The organism is Streptomyces taklimakanensis, assembly GCF_009709575.1.
Taxonomy (GTDB): Bacteria; Actinomycetota; Actinomycetes; order Streptomycetales; family Streptomycetaceae; genus Streptomyces; species Streptomyces taklimakanensis.
Window position 1 is genome coordinate 5,606,024 of the sequence record NZ_WIXO01000001.1, and the last position, 18,493, is coordinate 5,624,516.

An 18,493-nucleotide genomic window follows, 5' to 3' on the forward strand; every position below is an offset into this window, starting at 1 on the left:
TGGCTTCCTTTCCGGGGGACGTGCGCGGGGCGGGGGACGGGAGGGAGGAGGGGAGGGGGCCGGTCAGCCCGCCGGTACGGCCGCGGCCGCCGCGGACCGGGCCATCAGCAGGTCCACCAGGGCGACCAGCAGGTCGCGGCCCGCCTCCGGCCGCCGCACGTCCCCCATCAGCAGCGGAACGCCCGGATCGAGGTCGAGGGCGTCGCGTACCTCCTCCGCGGTGCGCTCGCAGCGGCCGTGGAAGCAGTTGACGCCCACCACGAAGGGGATGCCGCGACTCTCGAAGAAGTCGATCGAGGCGAAGCTGACCTCCAGCCGCCGGGTGTCGACCAGGACGACCGCTCCCAGCGCGCCGTTGACCAGGTCGTTCCACATGAACCAGAAGCGCTCCTGGCCCGGGGTGCCGAAGAGGTAGACGACCAGGTCGGGGTTGATGGTGATGCGGCCGAAGTCCAGGGCCACCGTGGTGGTGGACTTCTCCGCCACCCCGTCGGTGTCGTCGACCCCCAGGCTCGCCTCGGTGAGGTACTCCTCGGTGCGCAGGGGCGTCACCTCGCTGACCGCCCCCACCATGGTGGTCTTCCCCACCCCGAAACCACCGGCGACCAGGATCTTGACGGCCATCGGCCCCGTCACGCCGTCAAAGTCTCTGGAGTCCATCCCTCACCGCCCGCAGAATCTCGACGTTCATTCCGCCACCCCGTTCGGCCGCCGGTGGCGGACGGGTCGCCACCCTGCCCAGCGCCGCCAGGTCGCCGATCAGGATCTTCGTCACCGACACGGGCAGATCCAGCTCCGCGGCGATCTCCGCCACCGCGGCCGGCTCGCGGCACAGCTCCAGGATCGCCCGGTGCTCGGGTTCCAGCCGCCGTCCGGCGGGCCGGGCCTCGTCGGGCTCGACCGTCGTCACCACCGTGATCAGCGTGAGGTCGTCGCGCCGGGGAGCCGTACGGCCGCGGGTGATGGTGTACGGCCGGACCAGCGGATCCTCTCCGTCGTCGGACTCCAGGCGGTCCGTCCAGTGCTTCACACACGTCCACCCCCGCCGGAGGCCGAGACGTCGGCCCGAGCCTCGGTGCCCAGCTTCTGGCCGACCTGCTGGACGAGGGTGTGCATGGCCACGGCCATCACCTCGGCGTCCACGTCCTGGGAGGCGACGACGGCCAGGTGGGTGCCCCTGCCGGCGGCGGTGATGAACAGCCACAGGTCGGCGAGCTCCACGATGACCTGCTGCACCGGGCCGCCGTCGAACAGTTCGTCGATCCCCCGGGCCAGGCTCTGCTGCCCGGTGGCGATGGCGGCCAGGCGCTCGGCGTCGGTGCGCTCGATGGTGCTCGACTGGCTGACGACCAGACCGTCGTCGGACAGGACGATGGCGTGCCGGGTGCCGGGCACCTGCTCCACCAGACCGTCCAGCAGCCAGTCCAGGTCTTGGTTGGTGGCGGTGGTTCGCTGTGTCATGTTCGGTCTTCCGTCGTGGGTCGGCTCTGACCCGGCGTGCTGCCGCCGGTCGAGGAGGATGCGTCGTCGGGGGCGGCGGTCCGCCGCCTGGCGAGCCGGGACTGCCGCTGGAAGGCGCCGATGGTGGCGCCGGACCGGGCGGGCTCCGAACGGAGGGTGAGCGTGTCCTCGTCGTCGGGGACCCGGGGGGACGGCGTGCGCAGCTCGGGGGCGAGGCTGGCCTGACGGACCCGTCGGGGCAGCGGCTCGGCCGCCGCGTCCGGTTCCGGAGCCCCGTCGCCGTCGGACGGCTCCGAGCCGGGGGCCTCGCCCCGACCGGCACCGGCGCGCTCGTCGGCGCGGCCGTCCGAAGTGGGCCGGGGGCCGACGGACGAGGAGACGATCCCGGACATCGCCCGGCCTCGGGAGCGGACGGGCAGCGCCGCACGGGTCCCGCCCTCCGGTTCGCCCTCCCGCCGGGTGGCGGGCGCGGGAACGTTCGGCGCGTCGGTCCCTCCCCGGCCGTCCGCCCCCTCGGCGGGGGCGGGCCGGGCGCCGGGGGCCGCCCCGCGCGGCCGCCTCCTCCGCGGCGTGTCCTCGACTTCCGGTTCCTCGGCGACCAGCTCCTCGGGGACGTGGACGATCACCCGGGTGCCGCCGAACACCGACGGCCGGAACTCCACTCCCAGACCGAGCCCGGAGGCGAGCCGCGAGACCACGTACAGGCCGAGCCGGGCGTCGTCGGCGCGCGAGAGCATGTCCATCCGCGGCGGATCGGCGACGAGTCGGTTGATCCGCTCGTACTCCTCCCGCTCCATGCCCAGGCCGCGGTCCTCGATCTCCACGACCAGGCCGCGTCCGACCTTGCCGGCCCGTACCTCCACGGGGCTGGGGGGCTTGGAGAAGGCGGCGGCGTTCTCCATCAGCTCGGCCAGCACGTGCACCACCGGGCCCACCGCGCGGCCCGCCAGCCACGGCCTGCCGTCGACCTCGATCTGGATGCGGCGGTAGTCCTGCACCTCGCCCAGCGCGGCGCGCAGCACGTCGAGCACCTTGACCGGCCTGCGCCAGCGTCGCTGCGGCTGGCCACCGCCGAGGATCACCAGGTTCTCCTCGTAGCGGCGCAGACGGGCCGTCAGGTGGTCGAGGTCGAACAGGCCCTCCAGGACCTCGGGGTCCTCGTGCCGGCGCTCCATCTCGTCGAGCTTCTTCATCTGCAGGCCGATGAGGAGCTGGGTGCGGCGGGCGATGCGTTGGAGCAGCCGCTCGAAACCGCGGTGCTGCTCGGTCTCGCGCACGGCGGTCTCGACGGCGCTGCGGCGCGCGATGTTGAGCGCCTGACCGAGTCGGCCCAACTCGTCGCGCGCGTGGCCGACCTCGGGGACCTCGACGTCGGGGTCGACGGACTCGCCGTTGCGCAGCCGCTCGACGACCTGCGGCAGCTTCGTCTCCAACTCCAGCGCCTCGTCCCGCAACGAGGAGAGGCGACGCCGCATGGACCCCGCGACCCGGAGGCTGATCCAGATGACCAGCAGGACACCGGCCAGACCGATGGCGCTGGCGCCCAGCAGGCGGTTCCGCAGGCTCGTCACCGTCTCGTCGCCGATCGCGTTGATGTCCATGGTGCGAGCCGTGATCAGCTCCTGGAACCGCGGGGTCAGCGCGTCCACGGACTTCCGCCACTCGGCACGCGCGTCGGGCAGGGGGATGCCCGGCTCACCGCCGTGGGAGTGGGCCCCCAGGAGCGACCGCTCCACGTCGGCCTTGGCCTGCCAGTCGCCGGTGGTGGTCATGCGGCGGTAGCGGCGCAGGTCGTCCTGCGGCAGGTGGGGCGAGATCCGGCTCTCCAACAGGAACTGCTGGGCGCCGATCCACTCGGTCAGGTTGCCGTACTCGGACGGGGCGATCCGGCCGGTGTTCCAGCCGCGGGCGAGCAGGGCGTCCTCGCGGGAGAGCATCTCCTTGGCCCAGAAGAGGTCGATCAGCACCCTGGCGCGGGTCGTGACCTCGCTGTTCTCCGAGCGGCTCAGGGCCTCGAAGAGTCGCAGGTCGACGGCGATCAGCTCGGTGAAGTAGCGGAAGGTCTCGGCCTGGCCGGCGATCCCGTCGTCCACGTTCTTGCGGATGCGGTCGATGCGCAGCATGTCCGTGCGGGTGAGGGCGACGGCCTCCCGCAACGCGTCGGGCGCGCCGGACGCCTCGATGTCCGACAGCTCGTGGAAGGACCGCAGGGCCTCGTCGGTCCGGGCGCGCTGTTCCCGCAGGGCGGCGCGGGTCCGGGGGCCGGGAGTGGCCAGCATCTCCGCGCTGAGCCGCCGCTCCTCCTGGAGGTTGAAGTAGACGGTGTTCGCCGGGGTGCCGGCCCGCTCGGCGAGGATCTTCTCGTTCCGTTGGGTCTGCCAGTCGCGGGCCAGTTGGGCGGTGCTGATGCCCCACAGGGCGACCAGGGCGAGGCTGGGCACGACGGTCAGGACGAGCAGGGCGGTGCGGAGCGAACTCAGATGGAACGTTTCGCTCGCCGACCGACCCTGCCGTTTCGGCACACGGACGCGCAGTGCCATCTCTCCCCAGCAGTGGCTCACGGTGACGGGTCGCCGCTGGTGAGGGCGGCGAAGGATGGGGCGATGTTAGTCATACGGAATGTCAAAAGAAAACAGGTGGTGGGCCCGCGTCCACGGGGCCTGACGGGGCGTCGGCGACCGCCCGGCGAAGCGCTCCGGGCGTATGGGGGGTTGTCCGGCGAACGCTGGGGAAACGGGCAGGACGCCTGGGGTCGGGGGCTGCGAGGACCGGGCGGGCCGGCCGCGCGGGTGGGTCGGCCCGCCCGTCCGATGCGGGGGACCGGAACGACCGTAGGTCTTCCCGGCAGCGAACCGGGGCCGAGGTGGCGGCACCGCCGCCCCGGCCCCGGTGCCCACGGGGCGCGAGGCTCCCGCCCGGCTCAGCGACCGCGCAGCCGTTCCAGTTCGCGCCGCTCGCGCTTGGTCGGCCGGCCCGCGCCGCGGTCGCGTCGGGCGACGGGGGCGACGTACTCGCGCGGCGGCGGTGGCGGGCTGTCGTCGATGTAGCACTCCGCCGCGACCGCGGCGCCCACCCGCTTGCGCACCAGGCGTTTGACCACGACGATCCGTTCGCGTCCCAGGTGGAACAGCCGTACCTCGTCCCCGGGGCGCACCGGGTGGGCGGGCTTCACCCGGTCCCCGTTGATCCGGACGTGGCCGCCGCGGCAGGCCGCGGCGGCCGTCGAACGCGTCTTGGTGAGCCGGACGGACCAGATCCAACTGTCGATCCGTACGCTCCCGTCGTCAGCAGCCATACCCCCGACTCTAGAGGAGCGTCGCCGCAGGCCGTCCGGAGCGAGCCGCCGGTCGCTCAGGCGGTTGTTCGCGGGCGCAACGCGGGAGGGATGGGGCGGAGCGGTGGTGAACTCGCCGGTACGGAAAACCGGAGCGAGGGGTCTTGACGGGCGGCACGGACGGGGGGATGGTCGGGCAGCGGATTGGGAGCGCTCCCATCAGCGGTGGGGCCGTACCGCGTCGGAAGTGCTCCATCACGTCGCTCACGTCAGGAGCCGGACACGTGCACAGACGGAGAAGAGGGATCACGGCCGGAGCGGGTGCCGTCACCGCTCTGGCGCTGGTCGTCGGGATCGCCGGGACGGTGGAGGCCGCCGACCGGGCCGGCGGGACGGACGGGGGGAAGCGGGAGTCGGCGCGGACCCGTCTGTACACCCCGCCCGCCAACCCTGACGCGTACACGCAAATCGGGGAGCTGGTGCGGGCCGGACGGTACCGGGACGCCGTCGGTGTCGCCCGCATGGTCACCACCCCCCAGGCCGTCTGGTTCAACGGCAACGGCGACGACGGCAGCGTCCGCCGGGAGGTGGCCCGCGTCGTGCGGGACGCCGCGCGCGAGCGCGCCCTGCCCGTGCTGGCCCTCTACAACGTCCCCGGACGCGACTGCTCGCAGTACTCGGCCGGCGGCGCCGCGAACACCGCCGAGTACACGGCGTGGATCGACGAGGTCGCCCGGGGCATCGGCAAGCGGAAGGCGCTGGTCGTCCTGGAGCCCGACTCCCTCGCCCTGCTGCCCTCCGACTGCGGTCAGGACGACGACGAGGGCACCCTGACCGACGCCCGGTACCGGGAGATCGGCCACGCCGTCGAAACCCTCGCCGCCCTGCCCGGCACGACCGTCTACCTCGACGCCGGTCACAGCAACTGGCACGGCGTCGGCTCCATCGTGCCGCGACTGGTGCGGGCCGGGGTGGAGCGGACCGCCGGCTTCTACCTCAACGCCTCCAACTACCGCTCCGACGATGAGCTGGCCTGGTACGGCACGCTGGTCTCCGGCTGCCTGGAACACACCCTGGACGGTGGCGACCCGGCCTCCTGCCCCGACCAGTGGACCGACCGGAACGACGCCCGGGCCTGGCTGGCGGCGAACGTCACCCCCGACCCCTCGGACCAGCCCCACTTCGTCACCGACACCAGCCGCAACGGCAAGGGCCCCTGGTACCCGGAGACGGACCAGTACCCGGACCCGCAGGACTGGTGCAACCCGCCCGACCGCGGCCTGGGCCTGCGCCCGACCACCCGCACCGGCGACCCGCTCCACGACGCCCGGCTGTGGATCAAGATCCCCGGGGAATCGGACGGCGAGTGCCTGCGCGGCACCGAGGGGCCCGAGGACCCGGCGCGCGGCACGATCGACCCGCCCGCCGGCCGGTGGTTCCCCCAGCAGGCCCTCGAACTGGTCCGCAACGCGGAGCCGCCACTGCGCCCCTGAACCGGACCGCCCGCCCGGGAGACCCGCCGCGCCTGGAGTCCCGGTCGGGATCCCCGGTCCGGCGGCGCGATGAGGGCGCGCCGCCGGACCGGCCCCTCGTCCGGCCCCGGTGTCTCCTCCGCCGGGGCCGGACGGTCGTCGCGATCGACCCGTGCGGGGCCGGCCGCCCCGCACGGCCCTCGTCCCACCGTTCCAGGCGCCAGACGCGTCCGGCACGGGCCGACGGCCGCCGGCCCGTGCCGGAGAACCCCCCAGGCCGCGCACGCGACCGCACCGGAAGGACGGACCGCCCATGAGACGGACGAGAGGAACGGCGAGAGGGACGACCGCGCAACCGGCCGGCCGGACGGCGGTGCGGGACAGGCTACGGCGGCTGACCGCCGGCGCGGCCGTCTCCCTGATGGTCGCCTGCACCCTGAACGGCGGCACCCCGGCCGCGGCGTCGACCGACGCGCCCCCCGCCTACGAGGACCCGACGCTGCCGGTGGACGACCGCGTCGAGGACCTGCTGTCCCGAATGACGCTCGACGACAAGATCGGCCAGATGACCCAGGTCGACCGCGGGGCGCTGGAGAACCCGTCCGACCTGGCGACCTACCGCATCGGCTCCGTCCTCTCCGGCGGTGGCTCGGCACCCACCCCCAACACCCCCCAGGCGTGGGCGGAGATGTACGACTCCTTCCAGCGCACCGCCCTGACCACCCCGCTGGGCATCCCCGTGATCTACGGGGTGGACGCCGTCCACGGCCACAACAACGTGCGCGGCGCCACGATCTTCCCCCACAACATCGGACTCGGCGCCACCCGCGACCCCGACCTGGTGGAGCGCGTCGGTCGGGCCACCGCCGAGGAGGTCGCCGGCACCGGCATCGACTGGACCTTCGCGCCCTGTCTGTGCGTGGCGCGCAACGACCGGTGGGGGCGCACCTACGAGTCCTTCGGCGAGGTCCCCGAGATCCCCACCGCCATGACCACGATCATCGACGGCCTCCAGGGAGACGCGCTCGACGCCCCCGGCTCGATCCTGGCCACCGCCAAGCACTACATCGGCGACGGCGGCACCACCGGCGGCGACGACCAGGGGAACACCGAGCTGAGCGAGGCCGAGCTGCGTGCGATCCACCTCCCGCCGTTCCGGGCGGCGGTGGAGCGGGGCGTCGGTTCCGTGATGGTCTCCTACAGCAGTTGGAACGGCGTCAAGCTGCACGGCCACCGTCACCTGATCACCGACGTCCTCAAGGGCGAACTGGGCTTCACCGGCTTCGTGGTCTCCGACTGGGCGGGCGTCGACCAGCTCGACGGCCGGGAGGGCTTCACCGCCGCCGAGGTGCGCGAGGCGATCAACGCCGGCATCGACATGGTCATGGTCCCGCACGACTACCGCAGGTTCGTCGAGCTGCTGCGCGGCGAGGTCCGGGCCGGACGGGTGTCGATGGAGCGCGTCGACGACGCCAACCGCCGCATCCTGACCAAGAAGTTCGAACTGGGCCTCTTCGAGAACCCCTACACCGACCGTTCCCTCACCGCGGGCATCGGCTCCGACGACTACCGCCGGCTCGCCCGCGAGGCGGTGCGCAAGTCCCAGGTGCTGCTGAAGAACGACGGAGGGGCGGACGGAGGGGTGCTGCCGCTGGAGAAGTCGGCGAAGGTCTTCGTGGCGGGCAGGAACGCCGACGACATCGGCAACCAGAGCGGCGGCTGGACCATCACCTGGCAGGGGGCGAGCGGCGACATCACCCCGGGCACCACCATCCTGGAGGGGATGCGCGCGTCGGCCTCCGACCCGTCGCGGGTGGCCTACGACCGGTACGGCCACGGCATCGACGGCTCCTACGACGTCGCCGTGGCCGTCGTCGGCGAGACCCCCTACGCCGAGATGGAAGGCGACCGGCCCGGATCGATGGGGCTGGACCAGGAGGACCTGAACACCCTCTCCCGGCTCAGGGCCTCCGGGGTGCCGGTCGTCGTCGTGCTCGTCTCGGGCCGCCCCCTGGACGTCGCCGGACACCTGGAGGACTGGGACGCGCTGCTGGCCGCCTGGCTGCCCGGCACCGAGGGCGCCGGAGTCGCCGACGTGCTCTACGGCGACCACGCCCCCACGGGCAGGCTGCCGGTGACCTGGATGCGGTCGGCGGGCCAGCAGCCGATCAACGACGGCGACGGCAAGACCCCGCTGTTCCCCCTCGGCCACGGGCTGACCTACCCCGACACCGGTCCGGACGAGCCCGAGGAGCCCGAGGAGCCCGAGGAGCCGGGCGGGCCCGGCGACCCCGACGGGCCCGGAGCCGAGCGGTGCACGGCCGACTACCGGATCGTCAACCAGTGGCCCGGCGGTTTCCAGGCCGAGGTGACCGTGCGCAACACCACGTCCACGACCCTCGAGGGCTGGGAGGTGCGGTGGACCCCGTCCGGAGCCCTCGGGATCGACAGCGTCTGGAACGCCACGCTCACCCGCTCCGGCGACACCGTGATCGCGACCGACAGCGGCTGGAACGGACGACTGGCCCCCGACGGCACGGCGACGTTCGGCTTCACCGCCACCGGCTCCCCGGCCGTGCCCGGCGTCTCCTGCGGCAGCCCCTGACACCGCCGAGCCGTCCCGGCGCACGGTGCCCGGCCCCGCTTCGGAGGGGCCGGGCACCGTGCGCTCCGCCGGGTTTCCTCCCCACGGGCCCGGGTACCGGGGCGGGGTCGGAGACGAAGGGACGAGTGAACCATGCGGTACGACACCTTCCTCGGACAGGTACAGGCCCGCGCCCGGCTCAGTGACCCCGGCGCCGCCGAGACCGCCACCCGCGCCAGTCTGGAGACGCTCGCCGAACGCGTCCCGGCGACGGTCGCGGAGAAGCTGGCCGCCCAACTCCCGCGCGAGATCGGTGAACACCTGCGCAGGGTGGCGTACGCTCCCGACGAGCCGGAAACCGGTATGCGGATGAGCGCCCACGAGTTCTTCGACCGCGTCGCGCAGCGCGCCTCCGCCGACCGGCCCAAGGCCGTCCACGAGGCCCGCTGCGTCATCGAGGTCGTCGACGAGGCCACCGGCGGGACGTGCACGGCGAAGGTCCGCCCCTCCCTGGACGACGAACTGGCCCGGGTGCTTTTCTCGGGCAGTACGGGGCACGCGTGACCCGGGACGGCGACGACCGCCGCCTCCGCGTCCCACGGGCACACGCCGGGACGCGCGGACGACGACCCCTGAGACGGTGACCGTGTTCTTCTTCTTCTCCAACCGGGCCGGGTGCCTCGGCTCGCTCCTGATCACCCTGGCCGGTACGGCCGTCCTCCTGCTGCTCCTGTACGGCTGCCGGGGCGGCTGAGGCCCGCCCGCCGCACGGGACGCCGCCGCCTCCTCACGGAGCGGTGGACGGCAACGGCGTGCCGCAGCGCTCGCACACCGCGGCGCGGGCACGCTCGTTCAGCCGGCCGCACTCCGGGCAGACCCGGTCCAGCATGCACGGCCCCTCGCCGCCCTCGTCGGCCGCCGCCGTCCGGGGGACGCCCCGCCCGGCCGCCTCGGGGTCGCGGATGCTCATACCGGGCCGCCGCCGGTGGACCGTCAGGTACACCAGTCCCGCCGGGCCCGCCCGCAGCGAACGCCGGGAGGTGCGCGGCAGCCACACCAGGGCCTGGGGCGCCAGCGCCCGCCGCGCGCCCGTCGCGTCCTCCAGCTCGCCGCCACCGGCGACCACCAGCAACAACACGTCCAGCTCGTTCTCGGCGTGCTCGCCCACGACCGCGCCCGGCGCGAGGCGGACCAGGTTGGCGTCGAGCTGCCGTCCGGACTCGGCCAACCGCCACAGGGCACCGCCCTGCCCGGGAGCCGCCTCCGCGACGCGGTCGCCGAGGTCGGTCAGGACGCGAGGGGCCTCGTCGAGGGACACCGGTACCTCCCGGAGCGAGTGCGGGCACCGTCGATCCTAGGCGGCTCCGGGGCCGCCGCCCGAGCGCGCCCCCTTACGCTTGGCACCGCGATGAGACGCAGACGCGCGGTGCCGCCCTCCCCCCTGCCCCAGCGACGCGGGATAGACCCCGTCCGCCTCAGGTTGCCCGACGCCGGCCCCTGGCGGACGGTCCGCGACCACCTGGTCGACCGGCTGCCCGCGGTGGACCCCGGACTGATCGACGCCATGCTGGAGGCGGGAGAGGTCTGGGGCACGGACGGTCCGCTCGCCCCCGACGTCCCGTACCGGCCGGGCGCGTACCTGTGGTTCCACCGGGAGCCGCCCGAGGAGGTCCCGGTGCCCCACGAGGTGGAGGTGCTGTACCGGGACGACATCCTGGTCGTGGCGGACAAGCCGCACTTCCTGGCGACCACCCCGCGCGGCCGGCACGTCACCGAGACCGCCCTGGCCCGGCTCCGCCACGACCTGGGCCTGCCCGAGCTGAGCCCGGCGCACCGACTGGACCGGCTCACCGCGGGCGTGGTGATGTTCACCGTCCGCCCGGAGTACCGCGCCGCCTACCAGAACCTCTTCCGGGACCGGCGAGTGCGCAAGGAGTACGAGGCCGTGGCGCCGTACGACCCGGAGCTGGAGCTGCCCCGCACGGTGCGCAACCGGATCGTCAAGGAGCGGGGGGTGATCGCGGCCCGGGAGGTGCCCGGGGAGCCCAACAGCGCCAGCCGGATCGAGCTGCTGGAGCACCGCGACGGGCTGGGCCGTTACCGGCTGGTGCCGCTCACCGGCCGCACCCACCAGCTACGGCTCCACATGAGCGGCCTGGGCGTGCCCATCCTGGGGGATCCGGTCTACCCGGAACTCGTGGAACGGGCGCCGGACGACTTCGGCCGCCCCCTCCAACTGCTCGCCAGGTCACTGGAGTTCACCGACCCGTTCACCGGCCGCACCCGCAGCTTCGTCGGCCGCCGCGCCCTGTCGGCCTGGACCTCCCCCCGGGAGTGGGCGGACGGAGCCGGCCCCGCGCGGGTCCGCCCGGACGACCCCGTCCGTCCGGCCTGACCGCCGACCGCGCGACAGGGGGGGTGCGGCGGGCGGCCGGCTGGGTACCCGGGGCTGCGACGGGAGCGATCCGGAACCGGCCGGGCGCGGACGGAAGGAGGTCGGCATGAGCCGTGACGGGACGCGCGCAGCGGTGCTCTTCGACGTGGACGGCACCCTGGTGGACACCACCTACCTCCACACCGTGGCCTGGTGGGAGGCGCTGCGCCAGGCGGGCCGCCCGGTGCCGATGTCGCTGATCCACCGCACCATCGGCATGGGCAGCGACCAACTTCTGGCGCGGCTGCTCGGCGAGGACCACGACCCCGAGGAGGCCGCGTCCGTCAGCGCGGCCCACCACGCCCTCTACGCCGAGTACTGGCCGCGGCTGGCTCCCCTGGAGGGCGCCGCCGACCTCCTGCGGGCCTGCGCCGGACGGGGCTGGACGGTCGTGCTGGCCAGCTCCGCGCGCGGCGACGAACTGGCGGCGATGCGCCGCGCGGTCGGCGCGGACGACGTGGTGACCGCGGCGACCAGCTCCGACGACGTGGAGGCCAGCAAACCGGCGCCCGACCTGGTGGAGTCCGCCCTGGAACACGCCGGGACCACCCCCGACCGCGCCGTCTTCGTCGGCGACACCGTGTGGGACGTGGCCGCCTGCTCCCGTGCGGGTGTGCCCTGCCTGGGCGTGCTGTCCGGCGGCCTCACCCGGCAGGAACTGGCGGAGGCGGGCGCGGCGGAGGTCTACGAGAACCCCGCCGACCTCCTGGCCCACCTGGACGACAGCCTGCTGGGCCGCCCGCCCGGTGGAGCCTGAACCCTCGGTGGGGGCCGGACACCGCGGCCGGCCCCGGCCGCGAGACCCCGAGGACGGCGAGATGACGGCGAGCGGGAGGGCCGCCGGCCCCGGGAGCCCCCACGGCCTGCCCGGCCCCACCGACGACGCCCCCGAGGAGGACCCCCGCCGGGAGGTGGAGGAGGTCCTGCGGCGCTGGACGGCGCGGCGGTGCGAGGAGGCCCGTTCCCTCGACGTCGCCTTCCACGGGCAGCCGGTCACCGCCCTCGTCGACCTCGCGCTGCGCGGGGGGAGGCGGAACCGCGCCGCGTTCCTGTGGTGGGGGTGGCGGGCGGCCAAAGGCGCGCCCCGCGGTCCCGCCGCGACGGACGCGCTCCGGACCGCCGCCGCCCTGGAACTGCTCCAGACCTGCGCCCTGATCCACGACGACGTGATGGACGACTCCGCCCTGCGCCGCGGTCGCCCGTCCCTCCACACCGCCTTCGCCCGTCGCCACCGGCGGGACGGGCTGCGTGGCGACCCCGACGGGTACGGGAGGGCGGTGGCCGTCCTCGCCGGGGACCTCGCCCTGGCCTGGGCCGACGACCTGTTCGCCGAGTCGCTGCCGGACGGGGCGGTGCGGCACGCGGCACAGCGGGTGTGGCGGGTGACGCGCACGGAGATGGTGGCCGGACAGTTCCTGGACCTCCGCGCCCAGGCGGCGGGCGGGGCCTCCCCGGCGGCCGCGCTGCGCGTCGCCCGGCTCAAGAGCGCCCTCTACACCGTCGAGCGCCCCCTGCACCTGGGCGCGGTCCTGGGCGGCGCCGACGCCGGGCTCGTCGCGGCGCTGCGCGCCGCCGGACGCCGGGCGGGCCTGGCCTTCCAACTCCGGGACGACCTCCTCGACCTCTTCGGCGACCCGGAACGCACGGGCAAACCGACGGGCGGCGACGTGCGGGAGGGGAAACCCACCTATCCGGTGGCACTCGCCCTGGCCCGCGCCGAGGCGGCCGGCGACGAGCGGGCCCTGACCGTCCTGCGGGAGAGTTCGGGCGACCGGTCGCCGACCGGGGAGGGACCGGCACGCGTCCGGGACGTGCTGACCGGGCTGGGCGTGCCCGCCGCGGTGGAGGAGCGCATCGCCCGGCTGAGCGGATCGGCCCGGCGCATCCTCTCGGAAGCCTGCGACGACCCGCTGGTCGCCCGACGGTTGGAGGCACTGGTGCGGGAGACGGCCGAGGGAGCCGGGGGAGCGGAGCGCGGCTGAGTCCGGGGGCGCGGGCCGCGCGCCCGGTGCCGACGCCCCCGACCGCGACGTGGACCGGGAGACGCCGTCGGTCCGGCCCGTCAGCAGCGCACCGGACCGGGGACGGTCATGCGGAAGGGGCGTACGGCCACCGAGAGCCGGGTGGTGGTGCGCGCCGGCCGCGGAAGCCGGTCCGACCAGGAGAGGACCGTCATCGTCTCCGGGCGGACGGTCCCCACCAGGCGCCCCGGTACGAACAGCCGCCGCCCCGCGGAGCCGGAGAAGCCCGGCAGGGGCAGGGGAACGGACGGGAGGGCGAGGCGCGCGGGCCGTCCCGGGCCGAAGGAGAGCTCCGCCACCGGGCCGTCGCGGTCACGGACCCGCACCGAACGGCCCGACCACTCGAACTCGGCGGGCTCCTTGGGCAGTCCCCAGATGTCGCGCCCGCCCCGTACCGAGACGGCGTCGTCGACCCAGATGCGGTCGATCAGCAGCCCGGCGCGGCGACCCCGACGGACCAGGGGGCCGAGGGCCAGTTCGTCGTAGCGCAAGGTCCCCTCCCGGTAGCGGACCAGCCCCACGGCCAGTCGGAAGGGGCTGCCCAGCGGGCGCAGGTCGGCGGGAACGGGCAACCGGTCGCGCACCGGGAGGACCGCCGCCCACAGGTGCCCGCGGAACCTCCAGGGCGCGGGCGGGTACGGCGGTGGTCCGCCGACGGCTTCCGCGCCCCCGTCGGCAGTGCCTCCGGTGGCGCCCGCGCCGTCCTCCGGGGCCGGTTCGGGACCGGGCATGCTCCGCGCCTCCCTTCCGGTGCCTTCGCGCGGTGGACGCCGGGGGCCCGTCGAAGCCCCCTCACCGGACCGGGTGTCCGGGCCCCGGGCACCGTACACGCCCCGCACGACGGCGGGTGGGTGCCCCGCGACCGATGCGCGGGACACCCACCCGAGGGGTCGTTCCGAGGTCACTCGGTGACGAGCGCGGTGCTGGACATGCACCCCTTGGACTGGCTGCCCGCGGTCGGGAACAGACCACCGAAGAGGCCCGGGTTGACGTGCTCGGAGCACATCTGGACACCGGTCTCGGGGCTGTTCGCCGCGGTGGCCGCGGGGGAACCGACGAACAGGGCACAGCAGAGGCCGACGCCGACGGCGGACAGGCGGACAAGACGACGCATGGAAATCAATCTCCTTCGAGACGTTGGGTGGCTTCCACCGTGCCCCGGCCCCGGCCGGGTCGCGCGCCGGCGTGCTGCATTCGGCCCCTCATGTCCCCCTGAAGGCTTGCGCCGGACCGAGGCCCCCACCCGCCGGCTCTCCGGGAACGGGCGGCCGTGGACCGCGCCGGGGAACACCACCGTGGCCCGACGGACGGAGGCCGCCTCGCACGGATCCCTGACGGACCCGCCGGGCGGCGCGTCCTCCTCCCGGCGCCCGGCTTCCTCGTCCAACGCGAGCCGGAGTCGTCGGTGTCACGGCTCGCTTGGGGGCCGACCGGGGAGTGGGGAGGAGCCGGCGGCCGGTCGGAACGGGGGGACGGACGTACCGGCCGCCGGCGGCGTCAGCGCTTCTGCTCCGCTGACCGCTGTGTGACTCCCTCGCGGGTTGTGTCCTGCGGGTACCCGCCGATCGCACGGACAGTCGTACCGAAGCCCGACGGACGCGGACCGGGACGCGGGTGGGGGCCGGGACGGAGGCGGGGGCGCCGGGCCGTGGAGCGGGAACGTCCACCCCGGGCCGGGGCACGGCCGCCCGCGGCGTACCACCCGACGGCCAGGACGGCGGCCAGCGCCAGCTCCACCGCGTCGCCCCCGTAGTACATCAGCAGGGCGCCGGCGCGCCGGTCGTCGGGCGCGAAGGCGGTGCCGGCCGGGGGAGCGGCGTACAGGGACTTCGCGAGCACGGCGTGGGCGGCCCCCGCACCCAGCAGCGCGGCCCCCCGCCACGGCAGCCCCCACCGGTGGCGCACGGGGTCCACCGCGCAGACGGCGAAGGCGAACAGCAGACCCGCCGCGAGAACGTGGAAGTGCACCGCGGCCTGGAGGAGGGGCCGTTCGTGGGAGACCGACCACAGTGGTGTGCGGTACAGCAGCCACAGGCCGCCCACGTCCAAGACCGCGGCCGTCGGGGGGAAGAGCAGCCAGGCCGCGGGGCGGGAGCGGCCCGTCGCGGCCAGGGCGCGCCGCACCCGTCCGGGGCGCAGCGCGCGCAGGGCCAGGGTGAGGGGGCGGGCGAGCACCAGCAGCAGCGGGGCCGCCATGCCGACCACCAGGTGCCGGGCCATGTGGACGGTGAACGGTCCGCCGGGCGGGGTGACGACGGCGGCCGCGGCCAGGGCCGCACCGCCGGTGGCGAAGCACACGTCGCGCAGGGGAGGCCAGGCGTCCCCGCGGCGGCGCAGGCGCGCGGCGGCGAGCAGGTAGCAGACGACCGCGACCGACGAGGCCGCGGCGGCCACCAGGGCCGAGAATCCCGGGCCCGTGCCGGTGGGGTGGGCGTGTGCCGACGTCATCGGGACGGCTCCGGACCTCGTCCGACGCTCCGATCACCCCGGCCGTTTTGGCCCGCCCGCACCGCCAGGGCCGCCCCGACGCCCAACAGCACCACCCCGGCGGCGTTCCAGGCCAGGTCGTAGGGGAGGAGGTCGACGCCGTAACGGATCTGGTGGGTGCGCAGCAGCTTGTGGTCGACGATGCCGTCGAAGAGCTGGAAGCCGCCCGCGCCGAGGAACAGCCCGGCTCGGGCGTGGGACGGGGAGAGGGCGCCGCGGCGCCGCAGATCCGCCCAGAGGGTGAACCCCGCGACCAGCGCCAGCAGCTCGGCGGTGTGCAACAACCCGTCGCTGAGCAGACCGACGGAGGGGGTGGAACGGTCGTAGAAGTGGTGCCAGTTCAACAGTTGGTGGAAGACGATCTCGTCGACCGCCGCCATGACCGCGGCGCCGATCAGGGCGCAGACCCCCAGCGATCGACGGGGACGGGGCTCGGCTTCGGACGGTGGCGGGACGGCCGGCCGGCGGACCGGATCGCTCATGGTGGGGTCCTCTCCGCGGGAGTGCTCGGTGCCCGGTACGCGTACCCGGCTTCCCCACGTCGGAGCGTCGCTCGCGCGCACGGGTGACGCCGCGCGCGGATGTCCCGGCACCACCCGGCGGATGCGAGAAGGTGGGACCACCCGCCCGCCCTCGAACGGCACGTGACGTCCCGGCGGGATCCGACCACGGGAGGTGCGGAAGCGACGTGCGAGGCTCCGACGTCCTCAGGGACCCCCGTACGGGCGGTGGCCACAGGTGGGGCGCCGCCCCGCCCCGGCTCGGGACCCGAACCCTGGCGTCCTGGCTCGTCGTCCTGACGGTGCTGGTGGTGGTCTCGGACTACCTGAGCGAGCGGGGGCTGGGGCTCACCCCCCTCCTGGTCTTCCTCCCGGCCTTCGTGGCGGGGCGCGGCACGGTGCGGCAGACCGCCCTGGCCGCCGCCTGGATCGTCCTCGTCCTGGTCGGACTGATGGCCTACGACCCCTTCCAGACGGTCTCCGCGAACCTGGCGACGGTCGCCTTCACCCTGGCGCTCGGCGGGCTGAGCGTCGCCGGTGCCTGGCAGCGGGTCCGCAGGGACGAGGAGATCCACCGACTGCGCTCGGCGGCCGCCGCCCTCCAACGGCAGATCCTGAGCCCGCTTCCGCGACTCACCGACCACCTGCTGGTCGACGGGGTGTACGAGCCGGTGGAGGAGGACAGCAGGGTCGGCGGCGACATCTACGAGGTGGTGGCGTCACCGTACGGCACCCGGGTGTGCATCGCCGACGTCCAGGGCAAGGGGCTGCCGGCCATCGGAACCGCCTTCGCCGTGCTGGGCGCGTTCCGCGAGGCCGCCAACCGCGAGCCGGACCTCATCGCGGTCGTGGACGCCCTGGAGAACGCGGTCGTGCGGCACAACGCCTTCGCGACCCGGACGGGGGAGCCCGAACGCTTCGTCACCGCACTCGTCCTGGACGTCGACGCCGGACGGTGGGCGAGGGTCGTCGACTGCGGTCACATCCCGCCGTACGTGGTGCACCGGGAGAGGACCGGGCCCCTCTCGCCGCGGGAGGTCGGCGTCCCCCTGGGACTGGGCCCCCTCGCCCCCGAACCCCGCGCCGTCGAACGGTTCGACCTCCCGGACGACGCGGTGCTCCTGCTCTGCACCGACGGTGTCACCGAGGCGCGCGACTCCTCCGGCGCCTTCTTCCCCCTGGAGGAACGCCTCTCCCGGTGGGCCGGCGCCCCACCCCACCGGATCGCCACGGGCCTGCTCGACCAGTTGCTGGACCACACCGGCGGGACCCCCTCGGACGACATCGCCCTGCTGGTCCTGCGCAGGGCCGGCCCCGCGGAACCGGTGGGGTGGGGGGAGGACGCCCCGGGAGGAGCGGACCTCCCTCAACGGCCCGAGCGGGGACCGGCTCCGGGGTCGGGCGCCACGGCGGTGTAGCGGGGAGCCACGGAGGCGCCCGCGCCGGTGCGGAGGGCCAACTCGGCCGTGCGCAGCCGCTCCACCGCGTCCGCCTCGACCAGACCCGGTACGCACACCACCTCCCCCGAGCGCAGGGCGGCCAGGGAGGCCGTCACCACGTCGCCGGGGGGCATGCCGCCCTCGCGGTGGACCCGTTCCTCCTCCCCGGCCACCGACTCGTCCCCCGGGGTGAGGTGGAACTCGGTGGCCGTCAGCCCCGGACAGAGCACCTGCACGGTCACCGGGGCGTCCGCCAGCTCGGCGGCGAGCGTCCGGGAGAACGTCACCACGTACCCCTTGCTGCCCCCGTAGACGGCCCGGTGGGGGAGCCGGCCGGGCGGCAGGGAGCCCGCGAAGGCCAGCATCGAGGCGACGTTGACCACCGCGCCGCGTCCGCGCTCCAGCATCCCCGGCACCGCCGCGCGGGTCAGGACGGTCGGCGCCAGGGTGTTGACCGTGACCACCCGGGCCAGCAGCCCGGGATCGACCTCGGCGAAGGGGCCGTAGCCGTTGATGCCCGCGTTGTTCACCAGCAGGTCCACCTCCCGGCGGACGATCCGGTCGGCCACCCGTGCCAGGTCGCCCTCGTGACCGAGGTCGGCGGTGAGCGTCTCCACGTCCGCCCCGGCCTCGGCGCGCAGCCGCGCGGCCAGGTCCTCCAGACGGCCGGCCCGTCGGGCGACGAGCAGCAACCGCCAGCCGTGCCCGGCCAGTCGGCGCGCGTACTCGGCACCGATGCCGGAGGAGGCACCGGTGACCACGGCGGTCCCGGGGGTTCGGTACGGATCGAAGGTCATGGGTCCATGGTGCACCGCCGGTGT

At 74.8% G+C, this 18,493-nt stretch carries 18 protein-coding genes; 7 read left to right on the top strand and 11 right to left on the bottom strand.

Going from position 1 to position 18,493, the window contains the following annotated elements:
• Positions 1–63 precede the first annotated feature (63 nt).
• The 5 genes from F0L17_RS24715 to F0L17_RS24735 form a co-directional block, all read right to left on the bottom strand.
• Positions 64–660 (bottom strand): GTP-binding protein, encoded by a 597-nt coding sequence (locus F0L17_RS24715; RefSeq protein WP_155072758.1) that lies wholly within the window; start codon positions 658–660, stop codon positions 64–66.
• Positions 641–1,009 carry a DUF742 domain-containing protein gene (locus F0L17_RS24720; protein WP_155074166.1) on the bottom strand — a complete coding sequence of 123 codons (369 nt, stop codon included), beginning with the start codon at positions 1,007–1,009 and terminating at the stop codon, positions 641–643. The genes F0L17_RS24715 and F0L17_RS24720 overlap by 20 nt, the downstream gene beginning before the upstream one ends.
• 17 nt (positions 1,010–1,026) lie before the next feature.
• Entirely contained in the window at positions 1,027–1,461 is a 435-nt protein-coding gene (locus F0L17_RS24725) for a roadblock/LC7 domain-containing protein (RefSeq protein WP_155072759.1), read from the bottom strand.
• The gene (locus F0L17_RS24730; RefSeq protein ID WP_155072760.1) at positions 1,458–4,001 is read right to left on the bottom strand and encodes a sensor histidine kinase; all 2,544 of its coding nucleotides are present in this window, start codon (positions 3,999–4,001) and stop codon (positions 1,458–1,460) included. Before F0L17_RS24730 ends, F0L17_RS24725 begins: the two co-directional genes overlap by 4 nt.
• 380 nt (positions 4,002–4,381) lie before the next feature.
• Complete coding sequence (locus tag F0L17_RS24735; protein ID WP_155072761.1) at positions 4,382–4,756, bottom strand: RNA-binding S4 domain-containing protein; 375 nt, start codon at positions 4,754–4,756, stop codon at positions 4,382–4,384.
• A gap of 263 nt (positions 4,757–5,019) precedes the next feature.
• Between F0L17_RS24735 and F0L17_RS24740 the strand changes: the two genes are divergently transcribed.
• The 3 genes from F0L17_RS24740 to F0L17_RS24750 all read left to right on the top strand — a co-directional run bounded on the left by F0L17_RS24740 (position 5,020) and on the right by F0L17_RS24750 (position 9,355).
• Positions 5,020–6,228 (top strand): glycoside hydrolase family 6 protein, encoded by a 1,209-nt coding sequence (locus tag F0L17_RS24740; RefSeq protein WP_338018210.1) that lies wholly within the window; start codon positions 5,020–5,022, stop codon positions 6,226–6,228.
• A 292-nt stretch (positions 6,229–6,520) separates the two neighbouring features.
• The gene (locus F0L17_RS24745) at positions 6,521–8,812 is read left to right on the top strand and encodes a glycoside hydrolase family 3 N-terminal domain-containing protein (protein ID WP_238419607.1); all 2,292 of its coding nucleotides are present in this window, start codon (positions 6,521–6,523) and stop codon (positions 8,810–8,812) included.
• Between the two features lie 132 nt (positions 8,813–8,944).
• Positions 8,945–9,355, top strand: a complete 411-nt coding sequence (locus tag F0L17_RS24750; RefSeq protein ID WP_155072762.1) for a DUF2267 domain-containing protein — start codon at positions 8,945–8,947, stop codon at positions 9,353–9,355.
• 223 nt (positions 9,356–9,578) lie between these two features.
• Here the strand turns inward: F0L17_RS24750 and F0L17_RS24755 are convergent, their stop codons facing one another.
• A complete protein-coding gene (locus tag F0L17_RS24755) occupies positions 9,579–10,109 on the bottom strand; it encodes a zinc ribbon domain-containing protein (protein ID WP_162466658.1) in 531 nt (176 codons plus the stop codon).
• 90 nt (positions 10,110–10,199) lie between these two features.
• Between F0L17_RS24755 and F0L17_RS24760 the strand changes: the two genes are divergently transcribed.
• The 3 genes from F0L17_RS24760 (at position 10,200) to F0L17_RS24770 (ending at position 13,207) form a co-directional block, all read left to right on the top strand.
• Positions 10,200–11,186, top strand: a complete 987-nt coding sequence (locus tag F0L17_RS24760) for a pseudouridine synthase (protein ID WP_155072763.1) — start codon at positions 10,200–10,202, stop codon at positions 11,184–11,186.
• Between the two features lie 106 nt (positions 11,187–11,292).
• Positions 11,293–11,982, top strand: coding sequence for an HAD family hydrolase (locus F0L17_RS24765; RefSeq protein ID WP_155072764.1), 690 nt, complete (start codon positions 11,293–11,295; stop codon positions 11,980–11,982).
• 61 nt (positions 11,983–12,043) lie between these two features.
• Positions 12,044–13,207, top strand: a complete 1,164-nt coding sequence (locus F0L17_RS24770) for a polyprenyl synthetase family protein (RefSeq protein WP_155072765.1) — start codon at positions 12,044–12,046, stop codon at positions 13,205–13,207.
• 80 nt (positions 13,208–13,287) lie between these two features.
• Here F0L17_RS24770 and F0L17_RS24775 read toward each other — a convergent pair whose 3' ends face one another.
• From F0L17_RS24775 to F0L17_RS24790, 4 genes are all read right to left on the bottom strand, one after another.
• On the bottom strand, positions 13,288–13,977 hold the full coding sequence (locus tag F0L17_RS24775; protein WP_155072766.1) for an acetoacetate decarboxylase family protein: 690 nt from the start codon (positions 13,975–13,977) through the stop codon (positions 13,288–13,290).
• Between the two features lie 170 nt (positions 13,978–14,147).
• Positions 14,148–14,360 (bottom strand): hypothetical protein, encoded by a 213-nt coding sequence (locus F0L17_RS24780; RefSeq protein WP_155072767.1) that lies wholly within the window; start codon positions 14,358–14,360, stop codon positions 14,148–14,150.
• Between the two features lie 383 nt (positions 14,361–14,743).
• A complete protein-coding gene (locus tag F0L17_RS24785) occupies positions 14,744–15,694 on the bottom strand; it encodes a cytochrome c oxidase assembly protein (RefSeq protein WP_155072768.1) in 951 nt (316 codons plus the stop codon).
• The gene (locus F0L17_RS24790) at positions 15,691–16,215 is read right to left on the bottom strand and encodes a DUF2243 domain-containing protein (protein ID WP_155072769.1); all 525 of its coding nucleotides are present in this window, start codon (positions 16,213–16,215) and stop codon (positions 15,691–15,693) included. The genes F0L17_RS24785 and F0L17_RS24790 overlap by 4 nt, the downstream gene beginning before the upstream one ends.
• Before the next feature lie 206 nt (positions 16,216–16,421).
• Between F0L17_RS24790 and F0L17_RS24795 the strand changes: the two genes are divergently transcribed.
• The gene (locus tag F0L17_RS24795; RefSeq protein WP_338018211.1) at positions 16,422–17,651 is read left to right on the top strand and encodes a PP2C family protein-serine/threonine phosphatase; all 1,230 of its coding nucleotides are present in this window, start codon (positions 16,422–16,424) and stop codon (positions 17,649–17,651) included.
• Here the strand turns inward: F0L17_RS24795 and F0L17_RS24800 are convergent.
• The gene (locus F0L17_RS24800; protein WP_155072770.1) at positions 17,600–18,469 is read right to left on the bottom strand and encodes an SDR family NAD(P)-dependent oxidoreductase; all 870 of its coding nucleotides are present in this window, start codon (positions 18,467–18,469) and stop codon (positions 17,600–17,602) included. The genes F0L17_RS24795 and F0L17_RS24800 overlap by 52 nt on opposite strands.
• Positions 18,470–18,493 lie beyond the last annotated feature (24 nt).

What these genes read in the sequence shown, in the direction of transcription:
- F0L17_RS24770 (WP_155072765.1), top strand. Translation starts at nt 12,044, where the DNA reads ATGACGGCGAGCGGGAGGGCCGCCGGCCCCGGGAGCCCCCACGGCCTG.
- F0L17_RS24780 (WP_155072767.1), bottom strand. Translation starts at nt 14,360, where the DNA reads ATGCGTCGTCTTGTCCGCCTGTCCGCCGTCGGCGTCGGCCTCTGCTGT.
- F0L17_RS24765 (WP_155072764.1), top strand. Translation starts at nt 11,293, where the DNA reads ATGAGCCGTGACGGGACGCGCGCAGCGGTGCTCTTCGACGTGGACGGC.
- F0L17_RS24750 (WP_155072762.1), top strand. Translation starts at nt 8,945, where the DNA reads ATGCGGTACGACACCTTCCTCGGACAGGTACAGGCCCGCGCCCGGCTC.
- F0L17_RS24760 (WP_155072763.1), top strand. Translation starts at nt 10,200, where the DNA reads ATGAGACGCAGACGCGCGGTGCCGCCCTCCCCCCTGCCCCAGCGACGC.
- F0L17_RS24730 (WP_155072760.1), bottom strand. Translation starts at nt 4,001, where the DNA reads ATGGCACTGCGCGTCCGTGTGCCGAAACGGCAGGGTCGGTCGGCGAGC.
- F0L17_RS24745 (WP_238419607.1), top strand. Translation starts at nt 6,521, where the DNA reads ATGAGACGGACGAGAGGAACGGCGAGAGGGACGACCGCGCAACCGGCC.
- F0L17_RS24790 (WP_155072769.1), bottom strand. Translation starts at nt 16,215, where the DNA reads ATGAGCGATCCGGTCCGCCGGCCGGCCGTCCCGCCACCGTCCGAAGCC.
- F0L17_RS24775 (WP_155072766.1), bottom strand. Translation starts at nt 13,977, where the DNA reads ATGCCCGGTCCCGAACCGGCCCCGGAGGACGGCGCGGGCGCCACCGGA.
- F0L17_RS24715 (WP_155072758.1), bottom strand. Translation starts at nt 660, where the DNA reads ATGGACTCCAGAGACTTTGACGGCGTGACGGGGCCGATGGCCGTCAAG.
- F0L17_RS24735 (WP_155072761.1), bottom strand. Translation starts at nt 4,756, where the DNA reads ATGGCTGCTGACGACGGGAGCGTACGGATCGACAGTTGGATCTGGTCC.
- F0L17_RS24785 (WP_155072768.1), bottom strand. Translation starts at nt 15,694, where the DNA reads ATGACGTCGGCACACGCCCACCCCACCGGCACGGGCCCGGGATTCTCG.
- F0L17_RS24725 (WP_155072759.1), bottom strand. Translation starts at nt 1,461, where the DNA reads ATGACACAGCGAACCACCGCCACCAACCAAGACCTGGACTGGCTGCTG.
- F0L17_RS24800 (WP_155072770.1), bottom strand. Translation starts at nt 18,469, where the DNA reads ATGACCTTCGATCCGTACCGAACCCCCGGGACCGCCGTGGTCACCGGT.